Source organism: Cyanobacterium sp. T60_A2020_053 (assembly GCA_015272165.1).
Classification (GTDB): Bacteria; Cyanobacteriota; Cyanobacteriia; order Cyanobacteriales; family Cyanobacteriaceae; genus Cyanobacterium.
Genome location: JACYMF010000105.1, coordinates 56,435 through 77,907 on the forward strand (window position 1 = coordinate 56,435; position 21,473 = coordinate 77,907).

The 21,473-nt window shown below is 37.0% G+C and carries 21 protein-coding genes and 1 pseudogene; 5 read left to right on the forward strand and 17 right to left on the reverse strand.

Annotation, left to right across the window (positions count from 1 at the left end; all coding sequences use genetic code 11):
- Positions 1-12: 12 nt before the first annotated feature.
- The gene (locus IGQ45_13915; GenBank protein MBF2058273.1) at positions 13-324 is read right to left on the reverse strand and encodes a hypothetical protein; all 312 of its coding nucleotides are present in this window, start codon (positions 322-324) and stop codon (positions 13-15) included.
- A 161-nt stretch (positions 325-485) separates the two neighbouring features.
- Here IGQ45_13915 and IGQ45_13920 point away from each other — a divergent pair, with 161 nt between their 5' ends.
- A complete protein-coding gene (locus IGQ45_13920) occupies positions 486-1,106 on the forward strand; it encodes a hypothetical protein (GenBank protein MBF2058274.1) in 621 nt (206 codons plus the stop codon).
- Between the two features lie 93 nt (positions 1,107-1,199).
- Here IGQ45_13920 and IGQ45_13925 read toward each other — a convergent pair whose 3' ends face one another.
- The 7 genes and pseudogenes from IGQ45_13925 to IGQ45_13955 all read right to left on the reverse strand — a co-directional run bounded on the left by IGQ45_13925 (position 1,200) and on the right by IGQ45_13955 (position 6,353).
- Positions 1,200-1,742 (reverse strand): hypothetical protein, encoded by a 543-nt coding sequence (locus IGQ45_13925; protein ID MBF2058275.1) that lies wholly within the window; start codon positions 1,740-1,742, stop codon positions 1,200-1,202.
- 39 nt (positions 1,743-1,781) lie between these two features.
- A pseudogene (locus IGQ45_13930) lies at positions 1,782-2,741 on the reverse strand (glycosyltransferase).
- A 9-nt stretch (positions 2,742-2,750) separates the two neighbouring features.
- A complete protein-coding gene (locus tag IGQ45_13935) occupies positions 2,751-3,716 on the reverse strand; it encodes a glycosyltransferase family 2 protein (GenBank protein MBF2058276.1) in 966 nt (321 codons plus the stop codon).
- A 111-nt stretch (positions 3,717-3,827) separates the two neighbouring features.
- A complete protein-coding gene (locus tag IGQ45_13940; protein MBF2058277.1) occupies positions 3,828-4,694 on the reverse strand; it encodes an LPS biosynthesis glycosyltransferase in 867 nt (288 codons plus the stop codon).
- Positions 4,687-4,944, reverse strand: coding sequence for a Txe/YoeB family addiction module toxin (locus tag IGQ45_13945; GenBank protein MBF2058278.1), 258 nt, complete (start codon positions 4,942-4,944; stop codon positions 4,687-4,689). Before IGQ45_13945 ends, IGQ45_13940 begins: the two co-directional genes overlap by 8 nt.
- Positions 4,928-5,191 (reverse strand): type II toxin-antitoxin system Phd/YefM family antitoxin, encoded by a 264-nt coding sequence (locus IGQ45_13950; protein MBF2058279.1) that lies wholly within the window; start codon positions 5,189-5,191, stop codon positions 4,928-4,930. Before IGQ45_13950 ends, IGQ45_13945 begins: the two co-directional genes overlap by 17 nt.
- A 91-nt stretch (positions 5,192-5,282) precedes the next feature.
- Complete coding sequence (locus tag IGQ45_13955; protein ID MBF2058280.1) at positions 5,283-6,353, reverse strand: glycosyltransferase family 1 protein; 1,071 nt, start codon at positions 6,351-6,353, stop codon at positions 5,283-5,285.
- A 708-nt stretch (positions 6,354-7,061) separates the two neighbouring features.
- On the opposite strand from IGQ45_13955, the gene ccsB reads away from it, so the two are divergent.
- From ccsB to IGQ45_13970, 3 genes are all read left to right on the forward strand, one after another.
- Entirely contained in the window at positions 7,062-8,030 is a 969-nt protein-coding gene (gene ccsB, locus IGQ45_13960) for a c-type cytochrome biogenesis protein CcsB (GenBank protein ID MBF2058281.1), read from the forward strand.
- A 139-nt stretch (positions 8,031-8,169) separates the two neighbouring features.
- Entirely contained in the window at positions 8,170-9,345 is a 1,176-nt protein-coding gene (locus IGQ45_13965; protein MBF2058282.1) for an FtsW/RodA/SpoVE family cell cycle protein, read from the forward strand.
- 165 nt (positions 9,346-9,510) lie between these two features.
- Positions 9,511-10,875 carry an NAD-dependent succinate-semialdehyde dehydrogenase gene (locus IGQ45_13970; protein MBF2058283.1) on the forward strand — a complete coding sequence of 455 codons (1,365 nt, stop codon included), beginning with the start codon at positions 9,511-9,513 and terminating at the stop codon, positions 10,873-10,875.
- A gap of 638 nt (positions 10,876-11,513) precedes the next feature.
- On the opposite strand, the gene IGQ45_13975 is transcribed toward IGQ45_13970, so the two are convergent.
- The 9 genes from IGQ45_13975 to IGQ45_14015 form a co-directional block, all read right to left on the reverse strand.
- The gene (locus tag IGQ45_13975; GenBank protein MBF2058284.1) at positions 11,514-12,578 is read right to left on the reverse strand and encodes a Gfo/Idh/MocA family oxidoreductase; all 1,065 of its coding nucleotides are present in this window, start codon (positions 12,576-12,578) and stop codon (positions 11,514-11,516) included.
- Positions 12,579-12,875: 297 nt separating this feature from the next.
- Positions 12,876-13,088, reverse strand: coding sequence for a SpoIIE family protein phosphatase (locus IGQ45_13980; GenBank protein ID MBF2058285.1), 213 nt, complete (start codon positions 13,086-13,088; stop codon positions 12,876-12,878).
- Between the two features lie 70 nt (positions 13,089-13,158).
- Positions 13,159-14,649 carry a carotene isomerase gene (gene crtH, locus IGQ45_13985; protein ID MBF2058286.1) on the reverse strand — a complete coding sequence of 497 codons (1,491 nt, stop codon included), beginning with the start codon at positions 14,647-14,649 and terminating at the stop codon, positions 13,159-13,161.
- Positions 14,650-14,733: 84 nt separating this feature from the next.
- On the reverse strand, positions 14,734-14,943 hold the full coding sequence (locus IGQ45_13990) for a DUF5615 family PIN-like protein (GenBank protein ID MBF2058287.1): 210 nt from the start codon (positions 14,941-14,943) through the stop codon (positions 14,734-14,736).
- On the reverse strand, positions 14,940-15,164 hold the full coding sequence (locus tag IGQ45_13995; protein MBF2058288.1) for a DUF433 domain-containing protein: 225 nt from the start codon (positions 15,162-15,164) through the stop codon (positions 14,940-14,942). Before IGQ45_13995 ends, IGQ45_13990 begins: the two co-directional genes overlap by 4 nt.
- A 289-nt stretch (positions 15,165-15,453) precedes the next feature.
- Positions 15,454-18,039: a leucine--tRNA ligase gene (gene leuS, locus IGQ45_14000; protein ID MBF2058289.1), complete on the reverse strand. Its 2,586-nt coding sequence runs from the start codon at positions 18,037-18,039 to the stop codon at positions 15,454-15,456.
- A 198-nt stretch (positions 18,040-18,237) separates the two neighbouring features.
- Positions 18,238-18,906 (reverse strand): C40 family peptidase, encoded by a 669-nt coding sequence (locus IGQ45_14005; protein ID MBF2058290.1) that lies wholly within the window; start codon positions 18,904-18,906, stop codon positions 18,238-18,240.
- An 809-nt stretch (positions 18,907-19,715) separates the two neighbouring features.
- Complete coding sequence (locus IGQ45_14010; protein MBF2058291.1) at positions 19,716-20,237, reverse strand: photosystem I assembly protein Ycf3; 522 nt, start codon at positions 20,235-20,237, stop codon at positions 19,716-19,718.
- 130 nt (positions 20,238-20,367) lie between these two features.
- Positions 20,368-20,484 carry a photosystem I reaction center subunit VIII gene (locus tag IGQ45_14015; protein ID MBF2058292.1) on the reverse strand — a complete coding sequence of 39 codons (117 nt, stop codon included), beginning with the start codon at positions 20,482-20,484 and terminating at the stop codon, positions 20,368-20,370.
- A gap of 252 nt (positions 20,485-20,736) precedes the next feature.
- On the opposite strand from IGQ45_14015, the gene IGQ45_14020 reads away from it, so the two are divergent.
- Positions 20,737-21,225 carry a photosystem I reaction center protein subunit XI gene (locus IGQ45_14020; protein MBF2058293.1) on the forward strand — a complete coding sequence of 163 codons (489 nt, stop codon included), beginning with the start codon at positions 20,737-20,739 and terminating at the stop codon, positions 21,223-21,225.
- Positions 21,226-21,473 lie beyond the last annotated feature (248 nt).

Genomic DNA, 21,473 nt, shown 5'->3' on the forward strand with positions numbered 1-21,473 from the left:
TATATAATTTTGTTAAATGGCTTGTGCTGGTTTAGAAGTCATCATTTTTTCTCGATTACGCCCCCGATTATTTTCTACTTCTTCCATAGGCACAAATTCAATGTGATTAAATAAAGTAGTGACAAAAGCGAAGAGAAGGAAGGGTAAAGATAACACTAAAACGATGCCAACGGTGGCAAAAGCATAAATTTGACGGGTGCTACTCCACAGGGCTAGGGTACTTGCTAAACTAACAAAAATAACGATTAGCCAAATGATAATTTGAGCGTAAATATCCCCAAAGCTGAGGGTACAAACCATGCGATATTTTTTTTCTTGATCCATTGTTTTAATCCTAATAATTTTCTATATTTAAGTTAACCTTGTAAGTCCGTTCTAGCTTAAATTTAAGGATTTTCCCCAGATTTGCAATAACAATTTACAATTTAGCTTCTTTTTTTTTCGCTATGATTCTGAGTAGGCAGAAATTTTAGGAATTAATACTGATGAATACTGATAATAATAGTTTGGTGATGAATCGTGATTATACTTTAATCATCGATAAAAGTAGTAGTTTAAATGCTGATGATGGGCAGGGTAAAACGAGGTGGGAAATTGCTCAAGAATCCACCATTGCCTTGGCTAAAAAATGTGAAGAAATTGATCCGGATGGCATTACGATTTATCTCTATTCAGGGCGTTTTAAACGTTATGATAACATGACTGCCAGTAAAATTGAGCAGATTTATGCCCACAATGAACCCATGGGAAAATCGGATTTGAGAAGCGTTTTAGAGGATGCTTTAGATAATTATTTCCTGCGCAAGGCTAGGGGAGAGGCAAAAAGTGGCGAAACTATGTTAATTATTACTGATGGTATCCCTGATGAGCCGAAGGAAATTATCCGCATTATCATGGAAGCTACGGAAAAAATTGATCGGGATGAGGAGTTAGGTATTTCTTTTATTCAAGTTGGCAAGGATAAAAGGGCTACGGAGTATTTTAAAGCATTAGATGATTTGTTGGAGTCGGCGGGCGCTAAATATGACATCGTTGATACTGTTACCCTTGAGGATATGCAAAATATGTCTTTGACTGATGTTTTGTTAAATGCGCTAATTGATTAATTGTCGCTGGTTTAGGTTGGGTTTCCTTACCCAACCAACATTCTCTGGATGGGATGGAGGGCGCTGGGTTTGAAAGAGTAGATTTCATAGAAATTACTTAATAAAAAATCTCTTTTCCAGAAGTCTAGCAGTTGTTTCTTTAGCAATTATCTGCCAATTATTTTCTAACATTCCCTGTAAACCCTCTCGCCAGTATCCTTGCTTGATTAATCTTAAATTCCAACTGTATGAATCAACGTTAACCGCCCATTGTCTTTGCTGACTTGAATTTAAGGGGTAGTATTGACTTCGAGGATTTTTTTTATTCGTTTTTTCCCAGACTTCATAATAAGTTTGTTCTAATCCGGCTAAAGTTGTTTCCCAAGTAAGGTAATTCTCTATGGTTTTAACTGCTAATAATGAAGTAACGTCATCTTGTATATCTGCCTGATCAAATAAATTAACTGTGACAACTTTTACCCTCCCAAAACCAGGCAGTATTTGGGTAGAACCTTTTCCGATACCCCCAAGATCAGCTACTGTAGGCAAATCATCATCGAATATTTGTGAGCTTTTTTCTTCTAGTTCAATTAGATATTGATTAAACTTTAATTTAAGTTTGCCGTATAGACAAATCATTTTTTCCAAAAACATCATTTTATCTTTTCCAAAAAAATTAACACTATTTCTTATCTATTATCGATTTATTGTAGTATTTTTAGCCCAATTTAATAATTTTTCTGCAAACGAAGCAGGTAGAAATAAGCCCACTAATAGTTTAAACAATAAAATTGAAGTCAAACGTTGCCTTTTTTTGATAATTAGTGGTTCTTTTTGTAATAAAACAAAAAAATACTTTAATCCATTCAAACTTTTTTAAAAACTTGGTTTTCCTTCTACTGATTTAAGGGTGAGATACATATAAAAGTCAGCTAATGTAGCTTTTTTCAATGGTTTTAATGAAGGAGAAGTCTCGGCAAAGTTTTTTTGAATTACTGATAAGCCAAATTTTTCCATTTTTGCTATGTTTGTGGACATGGAATTAGAAGAAATTCGATATAAAACTTGTGAAGAAGGAACACATATAAAATGATATTTTTTTGCTGTGCGTAAATATAAATCCCAGTCTTCTACACCGGGGAAAGATTCATCAAAATTACCAATTTTAGTAAATACTTTTTTTCTTATTAAAGGATTAGAACCACTCTCCAGAAAATTTCCTATCAATAATTTCTCATATACATTGCCACTAAATGTTGAGTGTAAACCAGAACGGGAAAATCGACTATCTTCGTCAATATAATCTGTCCAACTGTAAGCTAAAACGGCTTCTTCATTTCCTTGTAATGCTTTTAATTGTAACTCTAATTTATCTTTTGTCCACAGATCATCGGCATCGATAAAAGCTAAATAATCACCCTGAGAATTAGTAATTCCACGGTTGCGACTGGTAGCTAAACCTTTATTAGGAAAAGATAATACTTTCATTCTATCATCTTTAAGTTGAGCAATTTTTACTAGGGTAGAATCAGTTGAACCATCATTAATAATAATTAATTCAAAGTCAGTAAATGTTTGTTCAAGTACAGATTTAATGGTCTCCTGTATGGTCTTTTCACCATTGTAAACTGGTATAATTACGGAAATAATAGGCATTATTAACATTCATCTCCTGAAAATTTGATGTTTCCAAAAATAAAAAGGGCTAATTAATGAACTTAACAAAAATTTTCTTTCTGCTGTCAAAACAATATCTGTTTCAGATAGTTTTCCATACTCAAAAAAGTGAATCATAATTTTTCTTAAATCATTAATTGCGTAAAGAGGAAGAATAAAAGGGCGTTGCCATACTTTCCAGCTTAACATTCGAGTGTAGTATCTACTTAAACCACATCCCCTCATTAAATTAATAATGTAGTCTTTTTCTAAACGTTTTTTGGGGATTTTATGATTGATTTCCATTGCTGGGTTATGCCAAATTTCCCAACCCTGTTTTCTTAAATATAAGAATGCTTCTAAATCATCCCCCGGTAGTTGAAGTCCAGTTACTCGACCTTGCAAAAATAGATTTTGAGGAACACTATCTAACCATGCTTGTTTATTAACAACGATTCCAGCGCCCGATGGCAACACTCTTTTATGGGAGTATTTATAATTATCGGATGTATAGCAAATTATTTTATCAGAACCGCCAATGGCAAAAAATCTACTTATTTTATTAAAATGGGGTGGTGGCTCTATTTCATATTCTCCTTTTATCCTACTACCATAAGCACCTGCTTTAGGGTATCTTTGACCAAAGAGATAAGCCTCTTTGACCCAATTTTGGTTTGGTAAGTTATCGTCGTCGAGAAAACCAATTAAAGTTCCTTTTGCTTCTTCGACCGCTTTTTGCCTTGCATAAGCTAATCCTTGTCTGGTTTCTAAATAATATTTAATGGGATAAGATAAATTCCAATTATTTTGGTATTTTTTTATTACTTCAGCAGTATTATCGTTACTATTATTGTCAATAACTATTATCTCCCAGTTAATATCTTCGGTTTCAACTTGCTGTTTGAGTTTTTTGAGTACATCTGGAACTCTTTTTGCTCCGTTATAAGTACAGATGGCAACGGTAAAATCTATCATAATTAACTAAATATCAAATGATGGGATAGTGTTGAGTTTATCTTCAAACCTCAGTAATTTATCATACTCAATACTCAAGGTGAAAGAACTAATTTTTTTTCTGGACTAATTCTAAAATAAGACATATTTACTAACGCAAAACCATAGAATGCGCCAAGGCACAGAAGATTTTTTTAATACTGGTAAACGAATAAATTTACCGAATAAAAAGCGACCAATACCTTTTATACGTCCATAAAATCTTTCCTGAACTAAAGTTAAAAAGGGATATTTCGCATTAGAAGCATAGTCAGGCATAAAAGCTAATTTACTATAGAGTATATCGGCTCGATGTTTTAAGCTCAAACCATTTTTTTTATGTTCTAAATTGGGTTTTCCTCCATGTTCACCGTAGCAACGAAAGGGAATATAATTTTTTAATCCTCTGTTTCTTAAGTAACTATCAACTTCACCATCCCAAGATGAATAATTTTCTTCCCCATACTTTTCTTTAATTTCCTCTGCTAAATCTATCAAGTATTTTGCACTTTGAGGGGAAATAATATAAGCTACCATTGAGGTAGAAAAGCCTTGGGCATACATATCTGAAGATACGGAATACACTTGAGGGGCGCAGGTATAAAGCCAGTTAATACCTAATTTTTCCTCATTTTGAGGGAATGCTAAAGGTAGTTGATCCATATTGATAACTGGCACAAAATCCGCCTCAATAATTAAACAGGGTTTATTAATGTTAATAATTCTCTGCCAAGCGCCCTTGTGATTGAGCAAACACAAATAACTAGGAGAATAATTCTTGTTGGTTTCATTCAAAGGAGGTTGTCGTAAAATTTCACATTGAAAACCTTGATCTCGTAGCGTTTTTTCTAATAAATCGGTATTTTCTTTGTAAGCAATGATAAAAACCTGATTGATAAAACTACCGATGGAGGGTTTATTGGTGGAGGGCGCTGGGTTAATAAAGATTTTCTTACTCATAATGTGACCAAACAGAAACAACTTTAACTTTTCTATTGTTTTCATCAATGGCATAAACTAGACGATGCTTAATATTAATCCGCCTTGAATAATAACCCGTAAGATTTCCCGATAATTTTTCGTATGGTGGCTGATAGGGATTTTCTTTTAATATCTGAAGTAATTGTTTAAGGTTACTGTCGAGGTTAGCTAATTTTATTTTCTTAGCATCTTTCAAAGCCTTACGACTGAACTCAATTTTCCACACCATCTAATACCTTCAAAAATTCCTCTTCTGATACCCAATCATTTTCTGATTCTGCTTGTTTTACGGATTCTACTAAGCCTGGAATAGATTGCAAGTAAAGAGTTTCTTGTAAGCTATCCCAATCTTCCTTTGATAGTAACACTGCATCACCATTTTTACTGGTAATAATCACTGGTATATGGTCTTGGTTTACCCGTTGCACTAAACCAAATAAATTAGCTCTAGCTGTACTGGTATTTAGTGTTTTCATTTTGATTCTAGCTTGATTTTTGTACTTATTATTGTACTACTTTCAGGTGAAATTTTTTCAAATCTGTTTATCTATCACAAGATAAAGAGATTTAATGGTGGAGGGCGCTGGATAAATAAAAAGACTTCTCAAATATAGGAGCAATTGACTCTGCTGTTCTACCTTTTCTCCACTGCCAATGGTTATCCTGTCCATGATTTTTTATATTTTCAATGGTTTGATCAATTAATTGAGGTATTTCTTCAAATTCAGAGAAATTGTAGCCAATCTTCGCAGGATAATTAAGTTGATGATGAATGACAGGATAATCAGAAGCGATGATATAATAACCAGCCGAAGCTGCATCGCTAATTACTCCACTAGCACGGTAAAAATAACGCTCTTTGTCATAGTAAATGATTAATATATCTATTTGTTGTAACACTTTCAAATAGTCTTCTTGCCTAGTGGTATCTAAAAAAGTACCCTTTATTCCATCTAAATAAACAGGTTTTTGATTTATGGGTGTGCCGATAATTAATTCACATTGGTGATTACTTTGAGCGATATATTCTTGTATTTTATGGAGGATAAGGGCGATTGGTTTATCGGGGCGAATCATGCCGACTACCCCAATTTTGATAACGTTATTCCCTGATAATCTTTCTCCTAACTTTAGTCTTGGTGTAATTTCACTAATGATGGGAAGGGGCATTAAATATTTACAATGGTTAGGAAATCTATATTTCTCAGGAATAACATTATCATCAATTTCTAGGAGAACTACTTTTAAATTTTTAAGTAATTGTAGATATATTTTTAAATAAATAAAACCTAAATATTTAATTTTACTATTCATAGCAAATTGCTGATTTCCATGAATACACAAAAAGGTTAATTTACCTCTTAATAACAATAGAGGAAGTAAGAATAAGCAATGTTGATTATAAAATTCAAATATAAAAACTGAATCAATATCTTTGAATTGGAATGCTCTTAGCCCCATGGCAATATGACGATATTCTCGTCTAATTTGTAAACCTATTTGATAGGGAAATAATTTACTAAATTTTAAGAACCAGTCCGGTAATTCTATTTCTAAAGAGCAAAATGCTATTTTATTTTTACTTAAATATTCGGGGATTTTTAAAAGGTCTTTTAAGCAATTATGTCTTAGCTTCATAGATTTGATTGTATTTATAATTTCTCTTATTTTCAGCAAAAATTTGATTAACTTATCCGCCGATAATAAAATCAATTTCCTGTATCATTTATCTTACTTTAAATATTCACTAAAAGTTAATCTTCTGGAATGGTGGAGGGCGCCCTTCACCCCATACAACCTACCTTCAGCACTTCATTTAGTAATAAATCATAGTACATAAAGAGAACACCCTATTAGTAATCATTTGAGTGAAAATGATTGCCAGTTTATGTCTCTATCCACTGACAATTCTCTCTAATCTCTATTTTTTTTGCACGACAAAATAGCCCCCTCAATGTTTCCTGATTCTTCTCTTTTTCTTATTAATTCTTGAGCTTTTTTTATCGTTAATGGTACTCTTGTTATCCATTTCGTTTTACCCATTAATTGAATATTCTCTTGACTATATAATTCACTATCACATATCATTGTGCCATCTGTTGTTATGTTCTCTTTTTTATTATTTTTCTGGTTTTTTTTTGGGCGAAGGTATTACACTACAATAATTATTGAAGAGGTCTAATAGCAAAACATTTTGATTCCCATCAAACTAATCCATAACAGAAACAAGACTTTTGAGTGATAAAAATTATTAAATGCAAACTAGCTTACAAACCAATATAGAGAGCAAAAATGAATTAAAATGGCAATAGAGAAGTCTGCTATCTCCGTTGTAACTGAAAAAACATGGATTTAATTAATTTACAAAATACTTTAGATAATCTTTCTTTCGCCGTTTTATTTTTGGCGATGTTGCTTTATTGGGTGGGTAGCGCCCTCCCCTCTTTGACGATATTACCCAAGTTAGGCAAAACTGGGGTGATTATTGCCAATATGGCTATGGCTACTCTTTTATTAGCCCGATGGATTGAAGGGGGTTATTTCCCTTTGAGTAATCTTTATGAGTCTTTATTTTTCTTGGCTTGGGGCATCACTACAGTACATTTGATCGCTGAGGGAATGAGTCAAAGTCGTTTGGTGGGAGTGGTGACAACTCCAGTTTTAATGGGTATTACTGCTTTTGCTACTATGTCATTACCTGCGGAAATGCAACACAGTGAGCCTTTAGTTCCAGCGTTAAAATCAAATTGGTTGATGATGCACGTTAGTGTAATGATGCTCAGTTATTCCGCTTTGATGGTGGGCGCTTTGGTAGCCCTTGCCTTTCTGATTTTAACTCAAGGCAAAGAAATTGAGCTTAAAGGTAGTTCTGTGGGTACGGGCGCTTATCGTAACGTGAAAAAATTTAATTTTAGTAACTCTCTAGCCATGGAGGGGAAGGGCGCTACGGCAGTTTTAACAAAATCAGAAGTAGTTAATCTTTCCCCAGCGCGCCTCAACCTAGTGGATACCCTCGATAATATCAGTTACCGCATCATCGGTTTAGGGTTTCCTTTACTAACCATTGGCATCATATCGGGCGCTGTATGGGCAAATGAGGCTTGGGGCTCTTATTGGAGTTGGGACCCGAAGGAAACTTGGGCGTTGATCACTTGGTTAGTATTTGCCGCTTATTTACACGCTCGTATTACCAAAGGTTGGCAGGGCAGAAAACCTGCCATTATCGCTGGTACAGGGTTTTTTGTGGTTTGGATATGCTATCTTGGGGTAAATCTTCTTGGCAAAGGCTTACATTCCTACGGTTGGTTTTTTTAGGAAAAATAACTATTTGGCTTAACTCTTTAATTTACAAGGATTTCACCTGACATATTTCGACAAGCTCAATGCACCGCCTGACACCCGAAACCTGACACCTCCCCTCACCAAAATACTTTTTCAGCACCACCTAATTATGATGAAAATTCCGTTTTATCACCTTATCCCTTTTTATGAGCCGTTAACAAACCAATGGAACTTTGAGGCGCGATTAATACGCTGGTTAACTTTTGTTTGGTTATTTGTGGGTTTAATTGCTCTTTTTTCCGCTTCTTATGCCGAAGGTTTAAAAATAAGTGGTAACGGTTGGTATCATTTTACCCGTCAAATCATCTGGATTACGGTGGCTTTACTTTTTTCTAAAATCATTTATCGTACACCCATCAAAAAAATTCTTTTGTTTTCTCCTTTCCTTTACTATTTTGTTTTAGCTTTAGTCATGTTGACGATTCTGGGCTTGGGGGAAGAGGTAAACGGTGCGGAAAGATGGTTAAGATTAGGTACTGTTACCATCCAACCTTCTGAATTTATGAAACCTTTAATTGTTTTACAGGGGGCATATATTTTTGGCACTTGGCAACGTCAATCCAATGGAAGTCGCATCATTTGGCTAGGTACATTTGCGATGACTTTGGTAATTATTTTGGCACAACCAAATCTTAGTACCACCGCTTTGTGTGGCATGATGTTTTGGTTTATTGCCTTGGGTGCTGGTTTACCTTTTTGGCAATTAGGAAGCGTCGCCGTGGGAGGTATTGCCATGGCGGTTTTTAGTATTAGTATTAATAGTTATCAGTTGAGGCGTATTACTTCTTTTCGTGATCCTTGGAGTGATATGCGAGGAGACGGTTATCAGTTGAGTCAAAGTTTATTGGCGATCGGTTCTGGTCAGGGCTGGGGCGCTGGTTTTGGCATGTCTCAACAAAAGTTATTTTATCTTCCTATTCAATATACTGATTTCATTTTCTCGGTATTTGCGGAAGAGTTTGGTTTTGTGGGAGGAGTAATTTTAATAATGATGTTGATGATTTATGCTACTATTTCCCTTGTCATTTCTATCAAATCGGTACATCCTGTTAATCGTTTGGTGGCTTTGGGGGTAATGGTGATTTTAGTGGGTCAAGCCTTACTTAATATTGGGGTGGCGACGGGCGCCCTCCCCACTACCGGTGTACCTTTTCCTATGTTTAGTTATGGTGGTAGTTCTGTTACCAGTAGTGTTATTTTAACCGCTTTATTAATTCGAGTTGCCATTGAAATTGAGCCTGATTCTGATTCAGATGATGATTTGGTTTATCGCCCCATCAATAATTGACAATAAAGTGCAAAGGACAATAGAGGGAATGTAGAATGTAGAATGTAGAATGCTAAACAATTCATTATAAATAAATTATTAATAGAAAATATTGAATTAACTTTACTTTCTAAATTCTAAATTCTAAATTCTAAATTTTGTCTCCCCTTCTCCCCCTAAAAACTAATTATGATTACCAGTATCAATCCTTACAATAACGAAGTAATCCAAACATTTCCTGCTTTGACAGATGCAGAAATTGACGCAAAATTAAGCCTAGCAGAAGATACTTTTCAAAATTACCGCAAAACTTCCTTGGAGTTGAGGGCGGAAAAATTAAGGCGCGCTGCGGAAATATTAGAAGAATCAGCGCCCGACTGGGCAAAACTAATCACCCTCGAAATGGGCAAACCCATTAACAGCGCCCTTGCCGAAGTAATAAAATCTGCCTCTGTATGTCGTTACTATGCCGATCATGGCGCTGAATTTCTAGCTAATAAAATCGTTAACACCGAAGCCACCCTTAGCTATGTAAACTATCAGCCTTTAGGGGTTATTTTAGCCGTGATGCCTTGGAATTACCCTTTTTGGCAAGTTTTTCGGTTTGTTGCGCCATGCCTCATGGCTGGGAATGTAGCCCTATTAAAACACGCTTCCAATGTGCCTCAATGTGCCTTAGCCATTGCGACTATTTTGAAGGGCGCTGGATTCTCCAAGGGAGTATTTCAATCCCTGTTAATTGGTGCTTCTCAAGTGGAAGGTATCATCAGAGATGATCGTGTTAAAGGTGTTACCCTAACGGGCAGTGAAACGGCTGGTAGTAGCGTGGCGAAAGTGGCTGGAGAAGAGTTGAAAAAAACTGTTTTGGAGTTGGGCGGAAGTGATCCTTTTATTGTCTTAGAAGATGCTGATTTAGAGGAAGCCTCCACCGTTGCTGTACAAGCTAGAATCATGAATAATGGTCAATCCTGCATCGGTGCTAAACGTTTTATCCTGCAAGAAGAAATAGCGCCCGTCTTCACACAATTATTAGTACAAAAGTTTCAAGCTCTCAAAATAGGTGATCCTAGCCTTGAGGATACGGATTTAGGTCCCTTAGCGACTCCCGATATTTTAGCGGATTTAGAAAAACAGGTTAATACTACCATTAGTATGGGAGGGAGGGCGCTGGTAGGTGGCAAATCCATCACTAGCAAAGGCAATTTTTATCCCCCTACCATTTTGACTGATATTCCTCCCCATTCTCCGGGCATGGATGAGGAGTTTTTTGGTCCGGTTGCCTTACTATTCACCGTTAAAAATGTGAAAGAAGCCATTAATCTTGCCAATAGTAGTCGTTTTGGTTTAGGCGCTTCGGTATGGACTCATAATGAAAAATATATCGATGCTTGTATCCGTGATTTGGAGTCGGGTTCGGTATTTATCAATGGTTTAGTAAAGTCTAACGTGCGCTTACCTTTTGGTGGTATCAAAAAATCTGGTTATGGTCGAGAATTGGGCAAAGAAGGTATCCTAGAGTTTGTCAATATCAAAACTATTTGGCAAAAATAGGTGAGTTGGGATTGGTTTTATAAAATGAAGTCGTGAGGGTAAATTGACAATGGATAATTGACAATTATGAGGTTTTAGTATCCTCGTGTAGTATTTGCAATCTTGTATTTTAACTGTATTTTTATTAAAAAAAGCGTAATTCTGCGTATTTTTTGATGCTTTTACTATATTTTAGATCAAGTCCGTTTGATCAGCCGAAGGCTGCCGCTGCGCGATCACTTACAAATTAGTAATATCAGTATCTTAGTTCAATTTATTGAACGAGATACTATTAGTTCCGTGTAATTCATTACACGGTGGGTAAAGTGCGAAGAGATAATGTATTTGTAACTAATTATCCGAACTTGATATTAAACCTTATGAATTAACATTTCTGAATTATTCACTGATGTTACGCAAAATATAGAATTAATTGTTGGTGTCAGGTGTCGGGTGTCAGGTATTAGGTTAAAGAATTGACAAGAAACTTATGTTTATTGATCTTTTTGTTGTACAAGAGTCTATGGAGGGAAGGGTTTTAAACCTGAAACCTGCTACCTGCTACCTGAAACCTCCCTTAACATTTGAATCAGTGCGTAACGTCAGTTATTCAGCAAACCTTAATTCGTAGTCTTTCATTGTCCATTATCAATTATCCATTAAACGATAACACCTTCTTGATTATTGGCGTTAACTGTTAAATCTTGCCATACTTTACCATCTAGGGCTAATTGTTCAATATAACTGGCTAAACGTAGCGCCCTCAGCGCCTGCTCACCCCCTACGGAGGGTTGATCACCACCGCGCACACAACTGGCAAAATGTTCTAATTCAGCGTGGAGAGGTTCAATATTACTGGTATAAACTTTTTCGATTAAACCATCTTGACGGTAGAGAATTTGACCGTAATCGGTGGTATAGTTAGCGGTAGTCTGACGATGGATCAATATCTCGTTATTTAAAAAATCTGCTTCGGTTAAGCTATTTTTGCAGTGTGCTGTAATACGCCTAATTTTACGATGGGTTACTTTACTAGCCGTGACAGTGGCAACTATACCATTGGCAAAATTGAGGGTAGCGGTGACGTAATCTAAATATTTTGATTCCGGCGCCCGACTCCCCGTGGCGCTGAGTTTGGTGACGGGCGCTTTGACTAATTCGAGAAATAAATCAAGATCATGAATCATTAAGTCTAACACCACCGAAACATCATTGGCACGATCAGAATAAGGACTCATGCGATGCGCTTCCAGTGCCAATAAATTCTCAGTTTTTAAAATATTACTCAATTCCTGAAAAGCGGGATTAAATCTTTCGATATGCCCTACCTGTAGGATACAATGAGCTTCAGCTGCCGCATTAACTAAAGATTCTGCTTCTTCTATACTAGCGGCGATGGGTTTTTCGATTAAAACATGAACTCCAGCTTTAAAACAATCCAAACCCACTTGGTGATGTAGTCTGGTGGGCGCTGCGATGCACACTGCATCCACATGGGGTAACATTTCTAAATAATTATCAAAAAAACGAGCGCGGTATTTACTGGCAATATCTAAACCGCGCTCAATATTTACATCAGCAATACCGACTAATTCCACACCCTTGAGAAGACTTAATACTCTGGTGTGATGTTGCCCCATATTTCCCACCCCAATCACCCCTATTCTAATGGGATTACTATTTTGTCGGGGAATGGGTACATTTTCTAGTCTTTGGTATTTCATGATGGTTTCTCCTCAAGCACCTAATCATCATCGTCTTAATTCATCTCAGATACTATCATATCGGTAGTCAATGAGAAATGAATAATTAATTAAGGCTTGATGAAAAAGTGGATTCATAAAGGTAATGGATAATGAATGTCGGGTGTCTTCTTCTAACATATAGAGTAACTCTTGTTTCTCTACAGTGGCTTCTGAGAGTTTTCCTAATTCGTCTAGGACTTTTTTTCGTTTACTGATGCTGTCACAGTTATGCTAATTTTGGTAATTGTGATAGTCTTTTTTCTGTTGATGTAAAATTTATTGATCTCCTCTACGAATGGCTAACATGGTAATGTCATCAAATTGATCTGCCGTGGCGATGTGCGCTAAAACTTGATCTTTAACTGTTTCTACTAACTTTTGTGAGGAGTTAAACGGTTGTTGCCAAATGCCTTCCAATCTTTTGTTGCGGAAAAATTCCCGATTTGGTGAGCGCGCGTCGGTGACACCATCCGTATTACCGAAAAGAATATCACCTGTTTATAAACAATGCAGAAGTAATTATTTTTCTAAATTCTAAATTTTCCTTGCCCTTGTCTATTTAATATCCCAAATCCACCGCAATGCGATGCGCACAGCTAAAGCCAGAAAAGGCAACGGCATTTAAACCTTGTCCAGGAAAAGTGCTATCGCCAACACAATAAAGGTTTTTGATACTGGTACGATTAAAAGGCATTGCTAATAATCCCCTCAATTTACGGCTAGGAATAGGTCCATATGTACCATTTTGACGACCTAAAAAGCGCCGATGGGTGCGCGGTGTGCCGATTTCCATATAATCCAAACCAGCATCTAAGCCGGGAAAATATTTTTCTAAGCGCTCAATTATTCTTCCAGCGCCCTCCTCCTTTTTATATTCATACTGTTGAGGTGATAAATCTTGCCAATAATCCATATAACTGGGGGTAAAAACGTGCATGATGTGATAGCCGGAGGGCGCTAGACTAGGATCAAGAAGAGTTGGTATTGACATAAAGATAGTACCTTGCTCCGCTTCCAAATTTTTCCACTCCTCAAGGATAATGTGATGACATTCCGTGCCTTGGGGTAATACACTACTTTCCACCCCTAAATGGAGACTGAGAAAACTAGGCGATTGACGATAATTTTTTTGCCATTGACGCTCTTTTTTCGGTTTAGGTTGTTTGACAAGGCGATCAAAAGTATCCCAGCGAGTAGCATTAGAAACAATTCTTTGGGCGTGATACTCCTTACCATCTGCCAAGCGCACTCCCTGCGCCCTTCCCCCTTCTACTAAAATCTCGGTAACTCTTGCTTGATAATGGATTTCACCGCCAAACTTTTCTAAACCTTCCACCAATTTAAGCGCAATTTGCCCCACACCCCCTTGAGGATAATTAATGCCACCGTAATGACGATCAGAAAACACCATCCCAGCATTAATCATCGGTGTTTTATTAGCAGGTACCACCGACCAACAATAACACTCCATATCAATAAACTTCAACAATTCGGGATTACTGATGTATTTTCGGGCAATATCCCCCACATTCACTGGTAAATATTTCACTAAACCCAAACAAGCCAAAGGATGCCGAAAAAATACCCTCGTTAAATAGCGCACTTCCTCCAAGGATAACAACTCCATGGAGTTAAGACAATTAAACACCTGCCAACACTCATCATAAAACTTCCTAATTCCCCCTTCCTCATCAGGGAAACGACTGGATAACTCTGCTAAAAACTTTTCATAATCCCGATGCACCTTCAAATCTAAGTTATCAGGTAAGTGATAGTGTATTTGTACTGGATCAGGAATAGTCTCAATAGACATATTGACAGCATCAAGCGCCCTAGTGAGTAGATTGGTAGTGCCTTCCGTGCCGAAACCAAAAATCATGGAAGCGCCCACATCAAAGCGATAGCCTTCTCTTTCAAAATATCCAGCACTACCTCCGGGAATTAAATATCGCTCCAATACCAAAACCTTGACACCTTTTGAGGCTAGTTGAGTTGCGGTGACTAACCCTCCAATTCCCGATCCAATAACAATTACATCGTACTGACTCATAATCCAGTTTGCACTTTTCCCTAAAATCTCTTATCTTAGTTTACCTGACATTTAACCTTCTTTACTTAATATAGTTAGAGGTTGCTAAAAAGTATTTTGGATAGGAGAAGATAGTTCATTAAAATCTGAATCTTTAGTGACAATAATATAGTTTTGTTGTCGTGCTATTTCCCAAACAATGGTATCGGGTTGTTGATCTAATCCCATTAAATAAAGATGATTAGAATTAGGATAAATATCTGCTAAGATGTTTACCAAACGTGGGGATAAGTTGTGATCAAAAAGCAATTTCATTGGTTAACTAAAACAGTTTTACGCTCACGATCGGCAGCGTAACTTAAACAAGCCAAAATATCTTCTTTCGTTAAATAAGGAAAATCTATTAATATTTCTTCATAAGTCATTCCTGAAGCAAGATAGGAAAGAACATCATAAACTGTAATTCTCATGCCTCTAATACAAGGTTTTCCACTTCTTTTTCCTGATTCTATGGTAATAATATCTTTGTATGACATGACATTTTCATAGATTATTTTATGGTTATTACCCCCCTCTCCTATGGCAGGGCGTTTTCATTCTCAAAAATGTTAGTTTCTCAAACTAGCCAATAATCTGAAATTCAGAGGTTTTTAACTACTAATAAATCAATTAATAGTAAAAAATCCTCCTGTCTCCCTGAATCTCCCCCCTTTTTAAGGGGGGTTGGGGGGGATCATCCTTATATTGTCTTCTTGTCAAAAACAAATCAATTTTGATCCTGACTTTGAAAACACCCTGCTGTGGGAGAGGGGTTGGGGGTGAGGGTTAAATTACCACAAAATTAACCAACTTATTCGTTACAACAATTACTTTTTTAACTTCTTTACCCTCAATATATTTCAGCGCAATATCTGAATTTTCCGCAATGGTTTGTAATTCCTCTTTGGTTGCCGTTGCAGGGGCGTTAATTGTGCCTCTGGTTTTGCCGTTAATCTGAATTACTAAGGTAATTTCATCCACCGTTAAGGCTTCTGGATCAACTTCTAACCACTGTTGTAAATGCACTGAGGTGGTATTACCTAAATTGTGCCATAATTCTTCGGCTATGTGAGGGGCGAAGGGCGCTAGTAATAATACTAATGTGTTAATTCCTTCTGCATATACTGGAGAATTAAGATTTTTACTATCTTTTAAAGCATTGCTTAATTTCATCAATTCTGATACGGCGGTGTTAAATTGATAATCACCGTTTAAATCTTCGGAAATTTCCTTAATAGCGGTATGAATTGCCCTTCTTAAATCTTTTTCTGGTTTACTTAAATTATCCGTATCAACTTGAGCATTAATTACACCATGATCGATATATTCATGAATTAATGTCCAAACTCGATTTAAAAACCTAAATTGCCCCTCTACATCCGCATCGTCCCATTCTAAATCTTTTTCGGGGGGCGCTTTAAATAAAATAAACATTCTCCCCGTATCTGCCCCATACTTCGATAATACTACTTGCGGATCAACGCCATTATATTTCGATTTAGACATTTTTTCGTAAAATACCGAGAGAATAGCACCCGTTTCTTTGTCTTTGTGAATGGTTTTACCATCTGCTAAAGTTTCACTAACGACATTTTCAGAAATTACATATTTACCAGTTTCAGGATTTTTATAGGTAATAGCTTGTACCATTCCTTGGGTTAACAGACGCTTAAAAGGTTCATCAGCGCCCACCAAACCTCGATCTCTGACTACTTTGGTGAAGAAACGAGAATATAATAAATGTAAGATAGCGTGTTCAATACCACCTACATATTGATCCACTGCCATCCAATCGTTAACTTGATCGAGATCAAATGGTTTATTTTCATTCACTGCATCGGTATAGCGGAAGAAATACCAAGAAGAATCGATAAAAGTATCCATAGTATCGGTTTCTCTTTTGGCTGGTGTGCCACAATTTGGACAAGGTACATTAACCCAATGATCAAGTTTAGCAAGGGGAGAAGGACCGCGCCCTGAAAATTCCACTTGATCAGGTAATTTAACGGGTAAATCTGTATCAGGCACTGGCACTGTACCACATTCAGGACAGTGAATGACGGGAATGGGACAACCCCAATATCTTTGACGGGAGATTAACCAATCTCTGAGGCGATATTGTATTCTTTCTTTCCCGTAACCCTGATTTTCGGCAAATTTGATGACGGCTTCTTTACCTTTAACAGAATCCATGCCAGTGAAGCAACCGGAGTTAACCATCGTTCCAGCTTCGGTGTAGGCTTCTAGTAAGCAAATATCAGCGTTATCAGCATCATCAGGGAGAATAACGATTTTGATGGGTAAGTTATTCTCAGTGGCAAATTTAAAATCACGGGTGTCGTGCGCTGGTACGCCCATAACAGCGCCCGTGCCGTATTCATAGAGGACATAATTAGCAATTAAAATGGGGATTTCTTCCCCCGTAAAGGGGTTAATGACTTTTCCCCCTGTGAAAGTACCTTTTTTCGGTTTATCGTCTGCCGTGCGCTCGATTTCGCTTTCCTTACTCACTTCTGCCCTAAAGGCTTCCACCGCTTCTTTTCTCTTTGGGGTAGTTACTAACGGTGTGAGGGGGTGTTCGGGCGCTAATACTACATAAGTAACACCATATACGGTGTCAGGGCGAGTGGTAAAAACGGCGATTTTTTCATCGCTACCTATCACAGGAAATTCTAAATAAGCGCCCGTCGATCTACCAATCCAATTTTCCTGCATGGTTTTGACTCTTTCGGGCCAGCCATCCAATTGGTCTAAATCTTGTAATAATTGTTCGGCATAATCGGTAATTTTAAAAAACCATTGTCTTAATAATTTCCTTTCTACCTTCGCACCACTGCGCCATGAATAGCCGTCTGCATCCACTTGTTCGTTAGCTAAAACCGTTTGATCGATTGGATCCCAGTTAACGGCGGCTTCTTTCTGGTAAGCTAATCCTCCTTGATAGAATTGCAAAAATAGCCACTGTGTCCAACGATAATACTCAGGAGAGCAAGTGGCAACTTCTCTACTCCAATCAATGGATAAGCCTAACTGTTGCAGTTGAGTGCGCATTTGCTCGATATTTTCGTAAGTCCATTTGGCTGGGGGAATACCTCGATCAATGGCGGCGTTTTCTGCTGGTAAGCCGAAGGCATCCCACCCCATAGGGTGTAAAACCCGATGCCCTTTCATTCTTTGAAAACGGGCGATTACATCGGTTATAACATAGTTGCGCACATGACCCATGTGTAATTTTCCCGAAGGATATGGAAACATGGACAGAGCATAAAATTTTGGTTTATTTTGATCTGTATCGGTTTTATATAATTCTGTGTCGCGCCACTGCTGTTGCCATGTGGTTTCAAGGGCGCTGGGTTGGTAGGGAGTTTGCATAAAATTTATTATAATGATTATCTTTTAGTCAAACTTTTATAGTATCAAAAAAGGGTGGAGGGCGCCCTTCACCATCATCCTAACTTTGACTTGCTCTAGTCATATTTTCAAAGGGTAATTCTAATCGAGTGGCAATTTCTTTTTCCACACTCATGACTAATTGTATTAAAAGAGGTATAGTTTCAAGTTTGTTTATGATTATGGACAAAAAGATTTATTAATTCTGCCACAACTCCAAAATTCTTGGTAATAATTACTACTTACTTTATCGATACCATCCTGTAGGTAGTTAATGCCGATGCCGTTATTACCCAAGTCTTTTCCTGAACTATGAATATAGCGCCCTTCACCGAGATATATAGCCACATGAGTTACTCTTTGTTTGCCAAAAAAGATCAAGTCTCCTTGCTCTAATTCTTCTTTCGAGATATTGATGCAAAATTCCTCCTGTTGATAGGAGTCTCTGGGCAACCAAATTCCTTCACTTACATAAGCACTTTGTACTAATCCTGAACAATCATAGTGGGGAGCAACTGTCCCCCCCCAAAGGTAGTAATTAGAGGTTTCCATAGCTTTTAGGGCAAATTTTACAATTTGGGGTATTTTTATCTCAATATCGGCTCTTGAGATGCTTTGAGGAGAATATTTTTCAGGGGTTGGTATTAAATGAATTAAGTCTTTTTTAGGCAACCAACCTTGATAACCGTCTTCTGCCAGTTGAACTTTAACGGCTTTTTCGTCTTCCTGAAGAATAGTTAAATAACGGTGGAGGGCGCTTTGGGTGGCTAACCCTCGACACTCTGCACTGTCGTATATATCGAGATTTTTTTGACAAATATAATAACTTAATTCAACTTTTGCACCCATAATTTATAAAAAAAGTAGGGTGGGCAATGCCCACCATTGATGAAAAATCCTTATTCCCCTAAAGTCTTTTATTTATAGCGTTTTAACTATTCCCCATTGCCTGACAATCCTAATTAGTGCAAACTCTATCACCTGTATTTGCTACTAACAGGCGCTTTATATTTCTGCCCACATTTAGCTCAATATTACCCTCATCGATAATCATTTCACCCGGAATCATCATTAATACCTCTTTAAATAATTGTTTTTTTGTTTTTTGCCCTCCGTAGAGGGTTTTTTAAAGGGGAATCAAAATGCTTTGCCCTCACCCCCAACCCCTCTCCCACAGCAGGGGATTTTCAAAGTCAGGATCAAAACTGATTTGTTTTTGACAAGAAGACAATATAAGGATGATCCCCCCCAACCCCCCTTAAAAAGGGGGGAGATTCAGGGAGACAGGAGGATTTTTTACTATTAATTGATTTATTAGTAGTTAAAAACCTCTGAATTTCAGATTATTGGCTAGTTTGAGAAACTAACATTTTTGAGAATGAAAACGCCCTGCTCCCAACCGCAGGGGATTTTCAAAGTCAGGATCAAAATTGATTTGTTTTTGACAAGAAGACAATATAAGGATGATCCCCCCCAACCCCCCTTAAAAAGGGGGGAGATTCAGGGAGACAGGAGGATTTTTTACTATTAATTGATTTATTAGTAGTTAAAAACCTCTGAATTTCAGATTATTGGCTAGTTTGAGAAACTAACATTTTTGAGAATGAAAACGCCCTGCTCCCACAGGAGAGAGGAGAAACAATCAGTACATTAAAATTTTAGAAAAAAATATCCATTTCCGAGCGCCCGGTAGTCTTCAACCAATTTTGGGCTTCGAGATAACTATTAGGAGAAATTCTAATGGCTTGTTTCCAATATTCGGCGGCTTTGTCATATAAACCCTCTGCTTCATCTTCTTGTCCATTTTGGCGACATTTTTCCCCTTGGTAGTGATAAAGTACCGCAATATTATTTAAAGCGGAAGGTTTACGGGGATTAAGTTCTAAACATTGATGATAATAACCAAGAGCTTCCTCTAATTTACCATTACTGGCGTGAATCAAACCCATATTGTAAAGGATTTCACTACGATCGTTGGGGTCATCTTCTAATCTTAAAGCCTCTTCGTAGTTTTCTAGTGCCTCTGCATATTCTCCGTCAGCTTGGGCAGACATTCCATCACGATAATAAACAAAAGCCTCTTTGGCTCTGGCATTAATGGGTAAAACTTTAAGGATAATATCCGCCATTACGGTAAATGTTTTATCGATAAAGTTATCATTTTTTTGTGATCTCGCCATATTTTAATGAATAACTAATAGTGAAAAATAAATAATTTATATTTAATATAACAATCTTCAACTGATAAATGAAAAGTGACAAGGGGTTAAAACCCCTTGCTAACAAAACGTTTTTTCCACAAGGGAAAATTTAGGCTTCGCTTTCAATTTGTAAAAATAAAAGTCCCATGACAATGGCGGGCATAACTAAACCAACAAAGGGAACTAAAATAGAGGGTAAGAAAGAAGCTGCGTATTCTCCGAGCATAATTGTTATCGTCCTTATACTAAATAATCAGATTAAAGTAAGATTCAGCTACTCTGTTAATTTATCAGTGGGATAACTGACGAAATAGTCGAAGTAGTCTCAACCTAAATGGATATTACAGTTAACCATGACGAAATGGGGCTAAATATAAAGATTCTTAACAAAAAAAAATCAAAAGTTTGATCTCAGGTTAAAGTAGGCTACAAACTAATATATTTGTCAAAAAAAATTTAGGAGATCGATTAAGAATCCATGAGTACTAATAGTGTAGTTCATTCTGGTGGTGATCCTCAAGTGGGAAACCTCTCTACTCCTATCAATGGATCTGCTTTTACAAAAGCCTTTATCAATGCTTTACCTGCTTACCGTAAGGATTTATCCCCTAATCGTCGTGGTTTAGAAATTGGTATGGCGCATGGTTACTTCCTCTATGGACCTTTTGCTCTTTTAGGGCCTTTGCGTGATACTGATTTGGGAGCTCAAGCTGGTTTACTAGCTACCATTGGTTTAGTTGCTATTCTGACCATTTGTTTATCCATTTATGGTGCGGTGGGTGTTAGCAAACCGACGGAAACTCTTACTACTCCTGTAGTACCTGCAGAGTTGGCTACTAAAGCTGGTTGGAGTGAGTTTGCTTCTGGTTTCTTATTGGGTGCATCAGGTGGCGCTTTTTTTGCTTTCTCTCTTTGTCAAACTACTTATTTACAGCCTTTAATTGAGGCTATTAAAAATGTTTGGTAATTAATTTTACTAATATTACGGTGGAGGGCGCTTTCTATGGTGGAGGGCGCCCTCCTCCTTGCTTAAAATAACCATGTTTTATCAATACGGAAATTTTTGTTATACTCAGAAAAAAATAAACATAATATTCGTAGTGGAAATTACTAAATTATCTTGAAATGTGAGTGAAAGACCCCCGTTGAATTTCTCAACAAAAAAAATACCCACTGAAATCAACGGGGGATGTAAACGAACCAACAAAAAAATCG